The organism is Nostoc sp. DedSLP04, assembly GCF_034530775.1.
GTDB lineage: Bacteria > Cyanobacteriota > Cyanobacteriia > Cyanobacteriales > Nostocaceae > Nostoc.
Map to the genome: position 1 here is coordinate 1 of NZ_JAVRCL010000047.1, position 19365 is coordinate 19365.

Below are 19365 nucleotides of genomic sequence, written 5' to 3' on the forward strand. Positions count from 1 at the left end.
TTTTCGGGTCTGCCACCATTGGTAACTCTGTAATGCTCTGGAAAATTACAGATGCGACAGCTTATAACACTGAGTCAAACAGGGTGAATACAAATCCTAAATGATTCATGAGAAAACACTATATTCATGCAGCTTTGGAAAGTCAAAAATTTGACAATCAATCGCTAACTCAAATAACCCTTTGACCACAGAGAACGAATGGCAAAAAAAGTAAACTTCTCGAATCAATAGACCTCTTGCAAAAGTCCTAAATGCGTGGGACAAGTAGGTTAGAGTTGGGTAGCATCTATGACCTACGAACAAGTAAAGAGCCTGAAGTCAGAGGACTTTAAACGCTTGTGTGGTGTACGTCCAGATACTTTTAACGAGATGGTAGAGGTAGTGCGATCACACAGCCAGCCAAAACAGAAAACAGGGCGGCCGGGTAAATTAAGCTTAGAAGACCAATTGTTGATGACATTGGAATACTGGAGAGAGTACCGTACTTACTTTCATATAAGCCTAAAAGGAGAGAAATTTAGAGAGAGGTTTTCCAGATACCGTGAAAAGTCAGATTGGTAAGGGAGGTAACGGTTTAATCTTGCACAGCACCTTAGCCATAGAGCCAGAGAATGGTCAATCCTTGGGCTTGTTGTGGCAAAAACTCTGGAATCGAGAACCAAAGCCGAAACCGCCACAAGATGAAACCCCAATACAGAAAAAACAACGACAAGTCCAAGCCCGTAAAGAAGCTCGAAGCCGCCCGTTTGAACAAAAAGAATCTTATAAATGGGTTGAAGCCTTGACCCATGTAGAGAATTTTGTAACTCAGCACACGCGAGTGATTCATGTGTTTGACCGCGAAGGTGATATGACAGAAGTTTTCGATAAAACTCGTCAACTTCAGCACACTGGAGTCCTTGTGCGTGCGGCTCATAACCGTAGTTTAGATTCTCATAGCGAGCGTCTTTGGTCGAAATTAGAAGCACTACCCATTAGTTTTGAACAGGGATTTGAATTACCATCCACGAACCACAGACCTGCTCGGCAAACCAAGTTGGCGATAAGATTTTGTCAAGTAAATCTCCGTACACCTTATCGTTTTGATAACCGTGACCCTCTACCCATCTACGCTGTTTATGCCACTGAGATTGGTTGTCCAGATAGTGAATCACCAGTGGAATGGATGCTGCTCACCACAGAAGTTGTTGCAGATATCCAAACAGCTTCGATGATTTTACGCTGGTACACGTATCGCTGGCGTGTGGAAGAATACCATAAAATTTTCAAGTCTGGATGTCAGGTGGAACGATACAGACTTGCTGCTGATGGTATGAAAACCCTCATTGGTTTTTTGAGTGTAATTGCTGTTGAACTTTTACGGTTGACTTATCTCCACCGCACCCAGCCTTTAGCTTCCGCCATCGAAATTCTTAATCCCCTTGAACTGAGGATTTTGAAAGCTAAATTTCCGAAACTACCCAAGGTTTTTACAGTTAGTTGGGCTGTGGAAGCGATCGCTCGTCTTGGTGGCTACCTAGAACATCGAAGCAAAACACCCATTGGTATCCAGGTACTGTGGCGAGGTTGGTTAAAATTACACGACCTCTGTGAAGGTTGGCAGCTTGCAAAAGAGACTTAACGGGAAAAGTCAGATTCTCTATAAGTTGCAGTGGCTCTGAGTATAACAAAAAGGTGCTGCGACTGAGGGCAGCTATTTGTTTAGCGATCGCTTTTGGCGGCAGCACAAAATCAACGTTCCCAGTTGCCACAGCAGTACTCGGCATACTGTCAAATCTTGCCGTGTCTTCACACTGAGCAAACGTCACCCCACCAGCTACTTTGATCGCTTTCAACCCCTGAGAACCGTCTCCATCCATACCCGATAGCACGATGGCGATCGCTTTGCTGCCGCGATCGGCTGCCAATGATTTAAAAAACGCATCCCCCGGCAGATATTTGCCGTCAATCTTCTGACGCGAAGCCAAGTGCAGCATACCATCGACAATCGTCATCTCAGTATTAGGTGGAATCACATACACTTCGTTTGGCTCGACCATCATCCGGTCTTGCACCTGCTGCACTGGCATGGGAGTGACTCTGCTTAGAATTTCAGACAGCAAGCTTTCGTGGTCAGGAGCTAAGTGCTGAATCAGCACGAACCCCATGCCCGTATCAGCGGGCAAGTTACCAATGAGTTCTGTAAATGCCTCTAATCCCCCAGCGGAAGCGGCGATGCCAACAATCGGAAAGGGAGCATCAATTTTGAGGAATTGCTCTGGATTCATCGGTTCACCTGGAGGCAGTGCAAATGAATTTTCTCTGGGGGGGGGGAAATTCATGGATAGAAGGCAGAGATCCTTTTATTAACGGGGGTTTTGATTATCTTTTGCCAAAATAATTGGCGCAAACTCAAGGCAATGTGCTAGGTCAGCCTCATCCTATCGCGCTGGGTCAGTCTTAATCTTCCTCCTAAAGTAGGCAATTAAGTGCCAATTGCACGTTTAATTACCTAATTTTTCAATTGTCGAAAATACAAATAACACACAATAGCACTGCAATTCTAGTCCAGTGAGACTATTCCTTAGGACTCTTGCAAAAGTGCTTTTTGCAAGAGAGGGAAAAGGGTAAAGGTTAAAGGGGAAGGGGACGATACAGAACTTTTTCCCCTTCCCCCCGCCCCTTATCCCGACTTATGCAAGAAGTCTAATCTTTTTGCTTGTAACCAAATGTCTTCTACAGGATTCTGTTGTGGAGCATTCGGGGCAAAACGCTCATAAGTTATCAACCATTGTTCTCTTTCTAATTCTGCATTGAGCGAGTCTAAATACTCTTTAATTTGCCCGGAACGGTGGTAACTAGCACCGTCCCAAATAATTAAAATTTTTGCACCTCTTCGTTGTGACTGAAGATATTCTAAAAAACCTATTGTCGTCTGAGAATTAGCTTTTTTTGCTTTGGAAATCAAAAATTCTTTTGTTTTATAGTCTAATGCCCCGAAATAAGTTTGTTTACAACGAGCGTTGGCTACAGGAACTGATACTCGTTCGCTCGTTTTGCCCCAAACATAACCGTTTACGTCTCCCCATAACAAGTCCCTTAATGCTGTAGCAACAATCGTTCATCAGTATCCAAGGTTGCTAGGGGATTTTCTATATCTATCCATGAAACCTGTTCTTCTAGCTTGTCACAACAAGAACGTACTAAACGCAAACCGACATCTAACGAAAGTTGAGTATTTGTTGGGGTAAACTCTTGCAAGATGCTGGCTTCTATCGTCTGATACCGATCGAGGTGCCTGCTGAGTTTTAGGAGAAAATTTGCTCCTTCACCACCATCTTTGATAGCAAACTGCAAAATGGAATCGACGTAAGCTCTAACTTTGGGGTTTTTAATTCCCTCGGTAGCTGATGTATAGAGCAATTCCCCATTAAGATATTCAAAATCTGGTACATACAGGCGATCGCCAACTAGTTCAAATATCTGCATCCCTTGAGCTGGTCTGACTGTTAACTTTTCGCACCTGACTCGATGAGCCGCTTTTTCAAGCAATGTAATCACTGCTAATATTACTGATGGATAGTTACTATCTATACATCTTATTTCTACCGTGCCGAGTTTGTTGAGTCTAACTGGATTCCAAGCTGACTTGAGTAAGTCCCCTCCGGCTTCTTTGAACAGATTCGGTTCAATTGAGGCTTTTTCCATTGCTTGTAACCAAGCATAGTAACGAGCAAATTGCTGTTCAACTAAACCTTCGACACTTTCGGCATAAGACATAAGGGAGCCAACAGGCTGTAAATGAGTGTAAACTCCTTCCCAACCAAAGATTTCGCTACCCCGATAACGAATTGTGTGCGCGGCTAGACCAATCGCTTGTCCCTCATAAAAGGGACACGCCCGCGTCAGGGAAATCAGTGCAGAGTCACAAGCTGTAGCTAAATTAAAGATATTTAATAGTTCTTCTCGCTCTGCCAATGTTGAGCTGTAGGATATTGCAACACGAGGGTCAATTACCCCAGGCGGAACTTCTAAATGCAGATGCGTACCTGTACATTTTCCGGCGTGTAAAAATTGTTCATAGCCCACAGTCCGCGCTTGGATATGGTAATTAGGCTGATCCCGCATAACTGGCATAGTATGCAAAGGATAGCTAGACAAAGGATAAAGGCGTAAACCAATCTGTTGCGCTGCACAGAGTGCTAATTTGAGATTTGTAAGATAAACTCTTCCTAATTCTTTGGCAGTGTCCGCAGGCGGCGTGTTAATTTCTACCATACTTTTGACGAACTCTGCCACAAAGTATTTTGGGTTTAAACCTTGTGCTTGAGCCATTAACTGGCAACTTGTTAAAAACTCATCGGCGCGATCGCTCAAATGACCAGCTTCATCTACCAGAAAAAATTCTTGCTCAAGACCAATACGACGCTTTACTAGATCCATTTAGGCCTCCGTAAGAGTAATCCCGCCACAGCCCCAATACTTTATATGTAGCTTAAAGGATAAAGTGACGAATAGTACGTTTGTAAAGCTGAAACACAAGAGGATTAAGCAGTACTGTCACTAGCAGGCGCAGCGATGGCGATTACGTGATCGCAAAGGATACTGAACAAAAGCGGCGATCGCACATTGAGGTGAAAGATTTCTTCGTCAACGCCACTGCCTTGCCATTCAGTTAAATGCTGGTTTTCTGAACTAATTGTAGCCATATTCCCTCCATATTCTAGAAATATTGGAACGATGTTTCTGTGCAAGTTTTTTGAGTTGTGTAAGCAAAAGATAGTATGCTAATAACAAGCAACTAACCATTCTGTTCGGTTGAGATAGTCAAGCGATCGCTTTTTTCCCAGCGATCGCTTTTAATTTTTCACTAATTGGCACAATTGACCGTAAAGCTTATACCTTCTGACCGCTTACTGCTATTGGGGTTTATCCTTAGAAGACTCATTTATTTTGATTTGAGTATTTGTGGCGGGTTTAGTAATGCTTGCTTTTTGATTTCGATAATCTTGCACGGTTAGAAGTTGCCAACTAGAATCTTGTGAAAGTTCCAAAACCCATTGATGATAATCATATAGACTTTCTCTATGCCCAACACTGATAAACGTTGTTTTTGTCTCTTGTAACTGTTGATACAAGTTTCCTTCGTTTTTCAAATCTAAAGCGCTGGTTGCTTCGTCTAATATAGTAAAGCTAGGACGGGTAACTAATAGTCTTGCAAAAGCTAGGCGTTGTTGTTCTCCCAGCGATAAGATATTTTCCCAAGGAACTTCTGTATCAAAGTTGTCTACTCGACTAAGCAAGTTTTGCAAGTTAACTTGTTGCAATACTTCTTTAAGTTCTGCGTCGGTCATCTGGTGGTTTGTATTCGGATAGAGTAACTGTTCGCGCAAAGTTCCCAAGATGATGTAAGGACGTTGAGGCAAAAACAACAATTCTTTTAGGGGAGGTCGCACCAGACGACCGGTTCCTGCGTTCCACAAACCAGCGATCGCTCTTAACAGAGAACTTTTACCTCGACCACTAGGGCCAACAATTAATAAACCTTCTCCTGCTTGAACAGTCAGCGACAAATCTTCGACAATGACCTGTTCGTAATCCGGTGTTTGTAAAGTGACATCATCAAAAGCGAGATGATTTTCTTCGATTGTTTTGATGGTACTGACATTTTCTGGTTGTTTAGTTACTGTTTCTAAAGCATCTGAAAAATCAGCTAAACGCTCAACATAACTGGAAAATCGTCCAGAAGTTCCAAATTCATCTATTAATGTTGCCAGCCCATTAGCAAACATACTGCAAGCTACAACTGCTTGGCTAACTTGTCCGAAATCAATTTCACCTCGAATATATACAGGTGCAAATATTAAATAAGGAAATATTTGGATAATAGACCGATATCCTCTGTTAAAAATGTCTTTATTTCTTTCCCAATCAATCTTACTTTCAGAATTTTTAAAAAGATGATTAAATCTCCGCTGAATGATATTTAATTCTTGGTTTTCTCCCCGGAAAAAAGCTATCGATTCAGCATGGTTACGAACATGAGTTAAGCTATATGTATAATCAGCTTTAGATTCAAGTTCTTCTTGAGTAATCTTATCTAATTCTTGACTCAAATAAACAGCAATCAAATTGCCTATAATCGTATAAGTAAGCAGAAATGCTACAGCAAATTGGGAAATTGACCAAAGAATTATTAAAAAAGTCGTCATTTCCAGGATTTTTTCAAACAAAGTAGCTGAAAAATTTAGAGCAGTCCTGGCAATAGGTTCGATTTCTTGGGATAGACGTTGATCTGGGTTATCGATATCGGAGCTAAAATTGATTTTATAATAAGCGCGATCGCTAAAATATTTTTCTAAAATCTGCTGATTCAGCCATTGATACCAATCAAGGGCAATTTTTTTTCTGACAAATTTAGTCAATCCTGTCAAGAACGTGATTAAGAGCAGTCCAAGACCGTAAAGTGATAACGTACTAAAAAATTTAGAAGTATCTTTATCTTGAATAATGACATCGATTAAATAGCGATCAACGAAGCTATTAAAGGCAGTTACGCCCACAAGTCCAATTATTAATAAGATTAGGAGAACGAGCATTCCCCATGCCTGAATCACATCTGAGAATGCTCTTCCGTTGAGATTTGTGGGATACCAGTAAGGCCCGGCGATCGCTTTGACATTTTCCCAAAATCGAGTAAAACCGGAAGAAGTATTTGTTAATGATTGATTTTGAATAACTTGGGTTGACATGTTTTATCAATAAACGGAAATCTTGTTTGAGTGAATAAGGCAGGAGGCAGGAGGCTGCAATCAGTGTAGGCTCTAAACTTACATTGATTGCAGATGGGGCTTAAATCCTTGCTTGCAAGCGATCGTGGCAAGCTATACAAGGACAGTATTCCTTCTGTCTTTCTTGCTAAACTTAGTAATTTTTAGTGCTGAGTAATAAGTGAAGTTTATCACTCATGACTCAGCACTTGGAACTATTTTTCCATTTAGATTACGGCAGTTTGCAAGTAATACCATTACAAGTTTTGAAACTTGTTCCAAACTTCAGGATTGACGATGTGAAGCGGCTTTTCACCTTGAAGCACTTGAAGTATTTGATTAGCTGCGGAAAGTGCAGCAGCCATACCAGCTTCAGGTGTAACTCCAGCTAGATGAGGTGAGTAAATTACATTGTCAAAGTTATATAAAGGATTATCTATAGATGGGGGTTCAGGCTCAAACACATCTAGTGCAGCTCCAGCTATCCATTTTTCGCGTAGAGCTACAACCAAATCTTTTTCACGAACTATCTTCCCACGAGAGGTGTTAATCAAGAAAGCAGTAGATTTCATCTTCTTAAAAGCTTCCAGAGCAAACATTTCATGAGTTTCATCGGTTAGCTCAGGATGTAAAGATACAAAATCAGATTCAGCCAGAAGATAATCTAAATCTTTGACTAGAGTTGCACCTACTGTTTCGGCTTTATTGGATGGAACATAAGGATCGTAGGCTAAAACTCGCATTTGAAATGCTGTACTACAAATTTTAGCAACAGCACTACCAATTCTTCCCAAACCAACAATACCAAGTGTTTTTCCTTCTACTTGAATTGGTTGTATCTGATTACGAATTAAATAGTTTCCTGTTTTCACACACTGATTGAGGAAACTCAAATTTTTTGCAAGAGATAAAATCATGCAAATCGTGTGTTCTGTAACAGCAGTTGTTGACAACCCTGGGTTGTTGACTACGACAATTCCCTGTTCTGTTGCAGCAGCAATATCGATGGCATCAGTTCCAAATCCAGATGTACTGATGACTTTTAATTTTTTTGCCAATTGAATTGATTGGGCATCTAATTTAGTAGGATAACGGACAAATACGCCAGATGCGTCTTGAATAGCATCATTGATATTATTCTTAGTCGGTTCTTTGATAATTTCGATATTAGTGTGTTCCTCAAGGAGTTTTTCGCCTGTTTCGTCATACATTCTCCCGATTAAAAGAACTTTGTGAGTTTTAGTATTCGTTGCTGAAATTTGGGGGAAAATAGCTGTCATACAATTTCTCCTAGATTAAATTATTTCACACAAAAGAGTTTATGGGCGATGGATATAATTGTTGAGGTAGTTTCATACTTTCTAGAATTAAATTAGAATTATTAGAATTAGATGCGGTTGGCTCTAATAGCTGAGACAAGTTTTGAGCAATGGTAATTAAAGGGTCGATCGCTTGAATAGAATCAATGCCATTTAACTTGAGATATTTGGCTAGGATATGAAATTCTGTACAACCAGAAATAAAGGAACGAGTCTTATATTTATTTAACAACTTTTGAACGTCTTCAAGAATTGCTAGTGGGTTTTGTCCTCGTTTTAATACTTTAAAAATCATCTCATGAATCAAACGATAATCTTTTTCATCTGGAGAAATAATTTGATTCGCAGCAGTACAACCTCGTTCAAACAATTTTTTTTTGTAAGTACCTGTACCTGCAAGTAAAAGGGCAGGCTCATCATGTTCTTGCAGTTGTTGGTCTGCAATTTTAATTAAGGAGATTACTTTATTAGTCTGATGCTCTGGAAGATGAGCCAAAGCATAATGAGCAGTACAACAACCAATCACTATGCGATCGACTAATTGATTAAGTTTTTCTAAATGTATTTGCACAAAATCAATGAATTCTCTTTCATTTCCGCTATGAACTGAAGTCGTGCGATCTGGTGCAGAGGGAAGTGAGAAAACAATAACGTTGGGTGCTTCTTGTTCGTTGTCGATATACTGGTTGTATTCATAAATGGTTTTAAGAAATTCAACAGTAATTACAGGCCCCATTCCGCCTAAAACTCCAAGAACTGGTAGTTTATTCATAAATATCCTCAAAATTTGTGATTACTATGGTTGAACTGTGTACATGACTAAAAATTAAAATTGGTAGCGAAAAGGTTGTTATCTTCACGTTCGGAGTTCTCTGTGCGATCGCATAGCTTTAATAATGGTGTGTCAGGAGATTTTACTACTTCTTCTAGAAGAGCTTCTAACAACTTTAGAATCAAGGAAATACGTTCGTTGGCAAATATATCTGTGTTGTAAATTAATTTCAGATATAGTTCTCCTTCGTCTACAAAAGTGAATTCTAAATCAAATTTAGCAGTGACAATTTCTTGAGCAATAGAGTTAACAGTAATTCCATCTAAAGCTAAATCTACATTTTGATTGTTTTGCAGTACAACTGCAATATCAAATAGGGGATTACGGCTAGGATCGCGTTTGAAATTTAAATCTGATACTAGTTTGTCAAAGGGACATTCTTGGTTATCATACGCTTCTATTGTTGTTCTTTTCACTTTTGCAAGTAAAGTAGCAAAACTCTCGTCTGCTGCTATTTGGTCGCGTAAAACTAAAGTATTAACATAAAAGCCTATTTGTTCTTCTAAATCGGGATGATTTCGTCCAGCGATGGGAGAGCCGACTGTAATCTCATTTTGTTCGGTATAGCGAAAGAGAAAACTTTTGACTAAAGTCAGTAAGCCCATAAATAAACTGGCTTCTTGAGTTTTGATTAATAACTCAAAATCCTTGATTAATTCTGGCTTTGGCTTCCAAATCGTCGCAGTTCCTGAGAAACTTTGCCCTGCTGGCCGAATACGATCTAAAGGTAAGTCAAGACGCGCCGGAGTAGGAGTTAATTTAGCTAACCAGTAATCGCGTTGTGCTTGTAGTTTTGACGTTTGCAACTGCTGGTCTTGCCAGTAGCTATAGTCTTTATAATGAATCCTCAAAGGTGGCGGTAATTCTACATTTTGTTGTCCGTAGGCATGATAATGTGCGAGGAAATCTTTAATTAAAACGCCTGCTGACCACCCATCTGAAATGATGTGGTGCATATTAAACAGAACTATATAACTCTCTTCACTGAGTTTTAGTAAGTTAACCTTGAGTAAAGGCCCTGTTTCCAAATCAAAAGTAGTTTTGGCGTTGTTGCAAATAGCTTCAACAATGATATCTTCTTGTTTTTCATATTCCATTAAATCTATCTGTTTGACTACAAAATCCATTTTCTCGTGTACTACTTGACGCGGTTCATTATTTATTAAGGTAAACGTAGTACGCAAAATTTCATGGCGTTGAATCAAATGTTGAAAAGCATTTTCAAAGGCAGCAATATTTAAATCCCCGTTGAATTGATAAGCACTGGGCATTCCGTAGGCATTATGGTTGCGATCGAGAAATTCTAAAGCCCAAAGGCGGCGTTGCCCATAAGACATAGGATAAGATGTTTGCTGAGTTATTGCTGGTATGGGTTTTTGATAATTGTATTGGGTTTTAGAGATTAAATCTGCTAATCCGACGATTGTGGGAACTTTAAAGAAGTCAGCCAATTTGATTAACACATTTAATTCTTTATGAACGTGATTTACTACTCTCGAAAGTAACAGAGAGTGTCCACCAATTTCAAAGAAGTTATCAAAAATACCGATGGGATATTTAGTAAGAATCTTTTCCCAGATATTGACTAGCTTTGACTCTAAAGTATTACGCGGTGCGGCGTAAGCTATTTGGGTTAATTTACCTGTTTCCTTGATTTCGACAAGCGATCGCAAGTCAATTTTGCCATGTCTAGTTAAAGGGAATTGCTTTAAAAAGATAAAGGAAGTAGGAATCATGTAAACTGGCAGAAAATTCGAGAGGAATTCTCTGATTTCTGAAATTTCTATCTGTTTATCAGTTTGACAATAGGCAGATAACTGAGTTTGATTATTTAATGTCGGTAACACAATTGCTCTCTCAATCTGGGCATAACGGCTAAGTTGGTATTCAATTTCACCTGGATCTATACGATAGCCATTTACCTTAACTTGATTATCTTTTCGCCCCATAAATTCAATCACACCTGGGACAATTTGTTTACCTAAATCTCCTGTTCTAAAGAGAATTTTTTCTGGATTGAGAAAGCTGGATTTAAATTTTTCCTTGGTGATTTGGGGAAGATTGCGATAACCAGCGGCTAATGCTGCACCTTCTACGCAAATTTCACCTACTATATGCAGAGGTACGGTGTTATTGAATTCATCCAGGACAAATAATCGATTGTTATAGAAAACCTGACCAAGAGGTACGTCTGTATTTAAATTTTCATCGATTGTATATTGAGATACGCCAACACAAGTTTCTGTGGAACCATAGACATTGCTGATAATTTTCGCTGGGAAGCGTTTTCGTAAAGCGATCGCAGTTGCTTTATCTAATTTCTCTCCCCCTGAAGAGATATATTTTAAGCTAGGGATAGTTTCTTCAGGTTCGAGTACATTTAAGATTTCTCGATAGATAGATGGCGTTGTGTGCAGTGCATTAATTTGGTTTTCTTGTAAAAAGGAAACTAAATGCCCTATATGCTGTACTTCGTACATATATAAAGCAGCACCTATTGTCAAAGGTAAAAAGATATTACGAAAAGATGGATCGTGGGTGACAGGTGCAGTGAAAATATAGCGCCATTCAGGATGTTTATCTAAGTCAAATGTGAGTCGTAAACTCCGAATTACATTCAAAATAGAGATATGACGACCCATAACTCCTTTAGGGTTTCCTGTTGAGCCAGAAGTGTATAAAATATAAGCAATTTGGCTAGAGTCTGGTTTGAGTTTCGGTTCAGTAATATCAAAATCTGCCAAAATATTATCGATTCGATCCAAACAAATTGCTTCGATTTCTTGAGGTAATTGGGAGACAAAATTACTCTCCGTGAGACAAATATCACAGCCACTATCTTTTAAAATAAAATCGATGCGACTACTAGGATATCGGGGGTCTATCGGCACATAAGTTGCCCCAGTTTTAAAAGTAGCCAGAATGCCGATAATTAAGTTTTGATTGCGTCCGAGCGCTAATGCGATCGCTTTCCCAGAAGTAATGTGATATATCTCATGTAAATAATTAGACAAACGATTTACTTTATCATTCAATTCTCGATATGTAAGAGTCGTTTCTCCAACGATTAATGCTGGTGCATTTGGCGTAGATTTGACTTTAGCAATGAAGTCATCAACGATGGTAGAATTTTCAGGTAATTCTATTGTTGGGCCGATTAATTCTGCCAATAATTGTTTCTGTTGCACTTGTGTTAATAAAGGCAACTCAGAAAGCAAACCATTGGCATTTTTAATTATCCCCTCCATTAAAATTTCAAAACTTTCTAGAAACTGTTTGATAGTTTCCGGTTTAAAAAGTTCTGTATTATAGTTGCAGTAGATAATGAGTGCGTCATTGACTTCAATGAAATTAAAGCCTAAATCAAAAGGAGTGTAGCCAATTGGCTCTGGTGGTAGCGATACTTTTAATCCCTCAAACTTAGGTAGAGTTAAATTAGGATCCATATTGAAAGATACGGATATCAAGGGAGAACGAGAAAAATCCCGTTGTAATTGCAAGGCTGCTAATAACTCTTCTAAAGCGTGACTTTGGTGTTTAAAAGCGGCTATGAGTGTTTCTTTTGTATGACGAAGATGTGCAACAAAAGAAGTAGTAATATCTGTCTGAATACGAACTGGTAAAAATTGCGAGCAAAAGCCAACTAATGTTTCGCTGCCTTCAAATTGTCGTCCAGAAATGGGAATACCAATTACTAAATCATCATGACCGGAAATTCGACGCAGAAAAGCTGTGTAAGCAGCGAACATTGTCATAAATAATGTCGCTTGATTTTTGCGTCCTACAATTTGCAAATTTTGCCACAGTTGAGGAGCAATAATTTTGCTTTCTCTACCCCCTGTATAAGTTTTGACAGCAGGACGAGGAAAGTCAGTAGTCAGCTCAAATACAGGGATTTCTCCCTCATAAGTTTTTAACCAAAAATCACGATGCTCTTGCATTTGTGAACTTTGTGCTTCTTGCTGTCGCAAAGCTAAATATTGGCGAAACTGCATTGGTGGCGCTAAAGAGTCTGTAACAACACCAATTTTTGCTGAATAAAGTTTGCCAATTTCATTCAAAATTAGCCCTAATGACCAACCATCTGCAACGATATGATGAGTTTTTAAAGATAGCAGATAATGTTCGGGTGCTAAACGCATCAGTACAGCTGCAAATAAAGGAGCGATACTCAAATCAAAAGGTTTTTGAGACAACTGAGTTCTTAATTCTAAAGCACTTGCTTCAGGGTTATCTTCATCTATTAAATTAATTAACGGTAGGTCAATTTTGACACTATTGATAACTTCTTGGAGTTCGCCTTGTTCTAAGATTTGGGTTCGCAATGCCTCGTGGCGGTTGACTACTTCATTAATCGCTTGCTGCAAAGATGAAATATCTAAATCACCATGCAATTCTAAAGAAGTAGTAACGTTATATGATGCTGAAGCGGTTGTGTCTAATTCTGCCAATAACCAAAGCTGACGTTGCGCTTCATTGGTAGAAAATGTCTGGTTTAAATTATTCCTACCATCTTCATCGTCAGAGCGATCGCTTTCTTCTCTTTTCTTGGCTTGCGGTGGTTTAGCATTTTCAAAAAAACCCGCTTGTCGCAGTTCTATAATTGCTTCTTTGACAGCAGTTACTACTTTATCTATATCTTCATTAGTATGGTAAGTGGAGAGAAAACAAACTCGTTTTTCCCATGTATAAATACCTTTCACATTCAGTAAGTAGTAAAAGAGTGGTAATTCAATAGGTTGTAAGAAAAGACTATAAGCTCCAAAAGGTTCAAAGCGAAATAAAGAGCCGAAATTAACAATGCGAATAGGAATTCTTATTTCTTGAAAGAACTGATTAACTTCAGTAGCTAATCGATTAGTTAATTGATTTACCCTTTCTTGAAGCGTTGCACCTTGTTCGCGTAAATGTAGCATTACTGCGCGACAAGCTGCCAAAGCTAAAGGATGACGACAAAAAGTTCCACCATAAGCAGTTAATTCTGTTTGTGGATGGGAATTATCTCCATAACTCCAGAAACCGCCATCAATTGTATCTAAAAAATCTGCTTTGCCACAGATCGTGCTGATAGGCAAACCACCACCAATAGCCTTACCGTAAACTATGATATCTGCGTCAATATCAAACCATTCTTGCGCTCCTCCTAGAGCTATCCGAAATCCAGTAATAATTTCATCAAAAATTAGCGCAATATCTTTTTCATGAGTCAATTTTCGTAATTTTTGTAGAAACTCTTTAGGTTGCAAATCGGGTTTACGGCTTTGAACAGGTTCTACTAAAACTGCTGCTAAATTCTCAGCTTGAGCAGCAATTATTTCTAGACTTTCTTCGGCTCCGTAAGTAAGAACTATTACGTCTTCAACCATTCCTGATGGTGTACCGAGACTTAATGGTTGAGCGGTTCCTGGCTCCTCTCCAACTCTTGCTAAAATGCCATCAAAAGTACCGTGATAAGAACCAGAAAATAAAGCAATTTTTTGGCGTTTTGTCCGCGAACGAGCAATACGAACTGCTGCCATAATTGCTTCTGTACCAGTATTACTAAAAGCGACTCGCTCCACACCTGTCATTTCACAAATTAAAGCAGCCGTTTCTGCTGCAATATTAGACTGCATTCCTAATCCGATTCCGTGTTGCATTTGCTGCTGAACTGCTTCTATAACGAAATCAGGACTGTGCCCAAAAAAGTTAACACCAAACCCCATTGCTAAGTCGATGTAATCATTGCCATCGATATCACGAAAATATGCACCTTGGGCTGATTCTGAGACAATGGGATACTGAAATTCTTTTAAAGCCATGCGGAAATCAATGGTAGGTTTAACATCAACCATTGTCTTTCGGCTGTTTTGCGAATATGCCTTAGATTTTGCTGTTTTTTGATTATAAATAATCTCTAGTTTTTGGATAAAAGCTTGCTGTTGTTCTGTTAAAGATTTCTTCTCAGTCAGCTTTAAGGCTAATGGGTTTAAACTAGGAGAACTAGTTTTTTGAGGCGAATCAGTTTTAACTTGTTGAGGCAAAGGTGTAGTTTCTATTTTGCTTGTTTTAGAAACTGTTTGGTTAATTAAAACTTCTGATGTATTGCTTGGTGCGACAGATCCAGATTGGAGTATTTCTAATTGCTTGAGAATGGTTTTTTCATGTACATCTTTGAGGTCTTTTAAAGATTGTAGTTGAGCCATCATCAAAGCTTCTTTGCTAGAGGTTTGTGTTGATAATGGTACTGTTTTAACTTGGCTAACAATAGTGCTTTCAGCAGAGGTGGAAGCAATAATTAACTCTTGTCCATTGTAGATGCTGGTATTATTCTGTTGAGAAAAACTATCCGCAGTAGCAAAACCGCAGCGTTTTAAAACACCACACCAACTTTCTCCACTTAACAATGGAGTATCTATACGTAACTCTTTGTCTTGAAAGCGCCACCATCCGGGCGTAAGTCCAAAGGTTAAATCAAGCCAGGAATTATTTTCTACTGTTTCTAGTAGTACTAAATAACCACCAGGTAGTAGTAATTCTCGAATATTATTTAGTGTTTCTGTAATATTTCGGGTACTATGAAGCACATTAGCAGCGACAGCTATGTGATAAGAATGTGCTGTTAGTCCCTGAGAAACTGGTGATTTCTCTATATCTAATTGATGGAAGTTGAGATTATCTCTGTGTTTAAACTTTTGTCGCGCTTTATTCAGGAGAACAGGAGAAAGTTCGGTAAAAGAATAAGTTGCATGGTTGAGATTTAAATCATTAAGAATTGCTTCTGAAGTCGCACCTGTACCACCTCCTACTTCGATAATTTGGTAAGGGCGATCGCTACTAGAAAAACTCTTTAAAATGAAGTTAATTTCTTGAGCTACTCGTTGATTCATTAAACGAGATACCGGAGAATTACCATATATGCTTTCCGCATGAATCACGGAACCTGCTGGGAAAATTAACTCTAGAGGATCTATATTTCCTTTCAATACTTCTGCTAGATTTTCTCCACAGCGTTGCAGCATTTCTAACTCAGGTTTTGCTGCTGGACAAGTAGTTTGCAGATTTTCTATAGCTTCTGGTAAAGAAAAAGGCGTAGGTAGGTTTTGTACTATCCAGATGTTACCTTGATTTTGAATAATTTCAGCTTGCTCTAAAGTTTTTAAATAACGAGTAATTAAAACATGATATTTTGGGGCAATAGGCAAAGTTTGTAATAAGTTTTCTGTTGTCCAACTTTCTGCTATCTTTAGTTTTTTACCTAATACTTTTAAAGCTTTCAAGATATAGGCAATACTAATCGGTTGTAATTGGGAAATTACCCAGAGATAATTATTTAATTCTGACTCAGAATTAGATACTTTATTAGAGGTTTCATTTAATATAGTAGCTACTGAAGATATTTCTAATGGTTTTGGTTCAATATAATCAGATAGATAATTAGCTATGTCAGCAATTGTTTGCAAATCGGTAAATAATCGATCTATCTTAACTTTTACACCAAACTTTTCTTCAACTTTACGAGCAAAGTCAGTCAAAATAATTGAATCTGCTCCTAGATTTAATAAAGTTTCATCATCTCTAATATCATTTTCATCTTCTTTTAGAAGCAGAGCCAAGATAGACTTTAACTGATTGCCGATTTCTTGCTGATGTTTTTGGATATTTGAAACTTTTGCTACAGTCATCTTGGTCTCCATTAGCTCGTTTTCTACAGACACTTCTTTAATTGAACTTGATTCGACTGAAATAGCAGATTTAAATTGAAACCTTTTTCGTTGAAAAGGATAGTTTGGTAATTGAATATTTCTGTAACCGTAATCTTCATTGAATTTTTCGGCGTTAAAATTTACTCCATGAATGTAGAGTTGGGCTAGTGTTGATAACATAGTCTGCCAGTTATCCAAACCTCTATTGAGAGAACTCAGCCAGATAACTTCATCGTTATAACGGCGACCTTGTTCTGCAAGTATTGGTCTTGGGCCGACTTCTAAAAACAGGTTATATCCTTTGTTTAACGCCGTAATCAGACTTTGCAAAAATTGCACGGGTTGACGGCATTGTTGTCTCCAGTAACTTGCATCGGGCGTATTTGCTATAGTTTGTCCGTTAATTCCTGAAAGTATTGGAATTTGGGGCTGCTCGTAAGAAATACTACGAGCAGCAGTTTCAAAATCATCTAAAATTGACTCTATTAATGGAGAGTGAAAAGCACCGTCAACTGATAGTAATTGAACAGCTATTTTTTGGTTTTTGCAGTTGGCTACAATTTCATCAACGCTATTACTTTCTCCAGAAATTACAATTTGTTGAGGATGGTTAATAGCCGCAATTGAAACTGTATTACTATAGTTTTGAATTAGATAAAGTACCGTAGCTTCATCTGCAAAAATTGAAGCCATTTTTCCTGTAGGCGCAGTTTGCATTAATTGCCCACGTTTAACAATTAATTCTAAACCTGCTTCTAAACTAAATACTTTTGCAATACAAGCTGCGACATATTCACCAACGCTATGACCAATTAGTAAACTTGGTGTGATTCCCCAAGATTGCCACAGCATGGCAACTGAATATTCTACAGCAAATATAGCTGGTTGAGCGTATGCAGTTTGATTGAGTAAATCTGTGCGATCGCCAAATAATATATCTTGTAGTGGATACTCTAAATAATTCGCTAAAATATCTGCACATTTGTCAATATATTTACGGAATGTAGGTTGGGTTTGGTAAAGTTGATGACCCATACCTGCATAACAAGCTCCTTGACCAGTGAAGAGAAAGACAATTTTCGGCTGTTTTTCTCCTGCGAAACGTTGATAAAAAGTAAAATTATCAATAGTTTTTTCGTCAGCAAAATTCGCTAATTTTTGTTGCAATTTTGGTAATGTATCTGCAACGATCGCCAATCGTTCAGCTAGAGGCGATCTACCCATTGCCGCACTATGGCAGATATCTCCGATTTCTAGATGAGATTCTAAGTGGGTGTAAAAACGTCGCGCTAGTTCTTTTAAAGCTGTTTCGTTATGAGCGGAAATCGTCAACAGATGACTAGGACGTTGCAGCTTAATTTCTGGTGTGTTGCCAACAGGCGCTTGTTCGACAATTACATGAGCATTTGTTCCAGAAAAACCGAAGGAACTCACCCCGGCAATGCGGACTTCACCATTGTTAGACCAGGGTATTGTTTGACCGGGAATTTTAATTGGATACCCTTGCCAATTAATCAGGGGATTAGGTTCTTGAAAGTGAAGATGAGGCGGAATTTCACCATGCTGGAGGGCGAGAATTGTCTTGATCGTGCCTGCTATCCCTGCGGCGGCTTCGAGATGTCCGATATTAGTCTTAACTGAACCGACGTAAAGAGGTTGCGATCGCTCTCCATAAACAGCAGCGATGGCGTTCATCTCAATAGGATCGCCTAAAGAAGTTCCCGTGCCATGTGCTTCTAGATACCCTACCTCCTGGGGTTTGACTCTGGCATCAGCTAAGGCTTGGCGGAGTAAATCTTGTTGGGCGGGGCCGCTAGGAACTGTCAACCCGGCGGCGGCACCGTTATGATTGACCGCAGATCCTCGGAGGAGGGCGAGAATGCGATCGCCATTTTTCTGGGCGACAGACAAGCGTTTCAAGACTAAAACCCCACACCCTTCTCCCCGTACATAACCGTTTGCAGCTGCATCAAAAGTCTTGCAGCGACCATCGGGAGACATCATCCCCGACTGGGAAAGGTTAATCGTAATTGCCGGATTTAAGATCAGATTTACTCCAGCTACTAAAGCTAGTTCGCATTCATGATTTCTTAAGCTGCGAATAGCTTGGTGAATGGCAACCAGTGAAGAAGCACAGGCTGCATCAATAGACATACAAGGGCCGCGGAGGTTTAAAAAATAAGATAGCCGTCCTGCTGCGGCACTCAGGGCGTTTCCTGTACCAAAAAAAGAATCGATTTCATCATAGTTGCTTTTGTAGACTGTCATCGCGTGGTCAACACTAGTTATACCGACAAACACACCCACGCGATCGCTTACTAAATTGGTTGGTGGTAAATTGGCGTTTTCTAAAGCTTCCCATGTCACTTCCAGGAGTAACCTTTGTTGAGGGTCCATTGAGGTTGCTTCGCGGGAAGATATGGAGAAGAAACGGGCATCAAATTCTGTAATATCCTGTTGTAAAAATCCTCCATAACGAGTGTTCATTTTGCCGGGAGTAGGTTCTGGAGCATAAAATTTTGAGATATCCCAACGGCTTTTAGGAACTTCTACAATTGCGTCAAGTCCGGCTTTACAGGAATTCCAATAACCTTCAGGGGAATTTATGCCTCCAGGGAAACGACAACCCATCCCAATAACAGCAATTGATTCGCTTTGTCTGGTTTCTAATTCGGTAATGCGAGCTTGCATTGCCTCCATTTTTGTTAAGGTTGATGCTATGAGTTTTTTATAATCTGTAGTTTGAGTCATATAATTTTTTTTAACGCAGAGTGACGCGG

At 39.2% G+C, this 19365-nt stretch carries 7 protein-coding genes and 4 pseudogenes; 2 read left to right on the forward strand and 9 right to left on the reverse strand.

Features of this window, described 5'->3' with window-relative positions:
- Positions 1–105: 105 nt before the first annotated feature.
- Positions 106–228 (reverse strand): annotated as a pseudogene (locus RMX89_RS23635) (IS630 family transposase); the annotation flags it as partial.
- 141 nt (positions 229–369) lie between these two features.
- On the opposite strand from RMX89_RS23635, the gene RMX89_RS34595 reads away from it, so the two are divergent.
- Positions 370–561, forward strand: a complete 192-nt coding sequence (locus RMX89_RS34595) for a helix-turn-helix domain-containing protein (RefSeq protein ID WP_416212002.1) — start codon at positions 370–372, stop codon at positions 559–561.
- Positions 557–1621, forward strand: a pseudogene (locus RMX89_RS23640) (IS4 family transposase); the annotation flags it as partial. The gene RMX89_RS34595 and the pseudogene RMX89_RS23640, both read left to right, overlap by 5 nt.
- 133 nt (positions 1622–1754) lie before the next feature.
- On the opposite strand, the pseudogene RMX89_RS23645 reads toward RMX89_RS23640, so the two are convergent.
- The 8 genes and pseudogenes from RMX89_RS23645 to RMX89_RS23680 all read right to left on the reverse strand — a co-directional run.
- Positions 1755–2321, reverse strand: a pseudogene (locus tag RMX89_RS23645) (chemotaxis protein CheB); the annotation flags it as partial.
- A 365-nt stretch (positions 2322–2686) separates the two neighbouring features.
- Positions 2687–3073, reverse strand: a pseudogene (locus RMX89_RS23650) (transposase); the annotation flags it as partial.
- A gap of 5 nt (positions 3074–3078) precedes the next feature.
- Positions 3079–4422, reverse strand: a complete 1344-nt coding sequence (locus RMX89_RS23655; protein ID WP_322690669.1) for a glutamate-cysteine ligase family protein — start codon at positions 4420–4422, stop codon at positions 3079–3081.
- Between the two features lie 104 nt (positions 4423–4526).
- Positions 4527–4688, reverse strand: a complete 162-nt coding sequence (locus tag RMX89_RS23660; protein WP_322690670.1) for a hypothetical protein — start codon at positions 4686–4688, stop codon at positions 4527–4529.
- Positions 4689–4898: 210 nt separating this feature from the next.
- Positions 4899–6731: an ABC transporter ATP-binding protein/permease gene (locus RMX89_RS23665; protein WP_322672377.1), complete on the reverse strand. Its 1833-nt coding sequence runs from the start codon at positions 6729–6731 to the stop codon at positions 4899–4901.
- A gap of 275 nt (positions 6732–7006) precedes the next feature.
- Positions 7007–8029 carry a hydroxyacid dehydrogenase gene (locus RMX89_RS23670; protein ID WP_322690671.1) on the reverse strand — a complete coding sequence of 341 codons (1023 nt, stop codon included), beginning with the start codon at positions 8027–8029 and terminating at the stop codon, positions 7007–7009.
- 25 nt (positions 8030–8054) lie between these two features.
- Positions 8055–8840, reverse strand: a complete 786-nt coding sequence (locus RMX89_RS23675) for an aspartate/glutamate racemase family protein (protein WP_322690672.1) — start codon at positions 8838–8840, stop codon at positions 8055–8057.
- Between the two features lie 47 nt (positions 8841–8887).
- Positions 8888–19336 carry a non-ribosomal peptide synthetase/type I polyketide synthase gene (locus RMX89_RS23680; protein ID WP_322690673.1) on the reverse strand — a complete coding sequence of 3483 codons (10449 nt, stop codon included), beginning with the start codon at positions 19334–19336 and terminating at the stop codon, positions 8888–8890.
- Positions 19337–19365: the final 29 nt, after the last annotated feature.

Bases quoted from the DNA above. Each gene is read 5' to 3' on its own strand.
- RMX89_RS34595 (WP_416212002.1), top strand. From the start codon at position 370: ATGGTAGAGGTAGTGCGATCACACAGCCAGCCAAAACAGAAAACAGGG.
- RMX89_RS23655 (WP_322690669.1), bottom strand. From the start codon at position 4,422: ATGGATCTAGTAAAGCGTCGTATTGGTCTTGAGCAAGAATTTTTTCTG.
- RMX89_RS23660 (WP_322690670.1), bottom strand. From the start codon at position 4,688: ATGGCTACAATTAGTTCAGAAAACCAGCATTTAACTGAATGGCAAGGC.
- RMX89_RS23665 (WP_322672377.1), bottom strand. From the start codon at position 6,731: ATGTCAACCCAAGTTATTCAAAATCAATCATTAACAAATACTTCTTCC.
- RMX89_RS23670 (WP_322690671.1), bottom strand. From the start codon at position 8,029: ATGACAGCTATTTTCCCCCAAATTTCAGCAACGAATACTAAAACTCAC.
- RMX89_RS23675 (WP_322690672.1), bottom strand. From the start codon at position 8,840: ATGAATAAACTACCAGTTCTTGGAGTTTTAGGCGGAATGGGGCCTGTA.
- RMX89_RS23680 (WP_322690673.1), bottom strand. From the start codon at position 19,336: ATGACTCAAACTACAGATTATAAAAAACTCATAGCATCAACCTTAACA.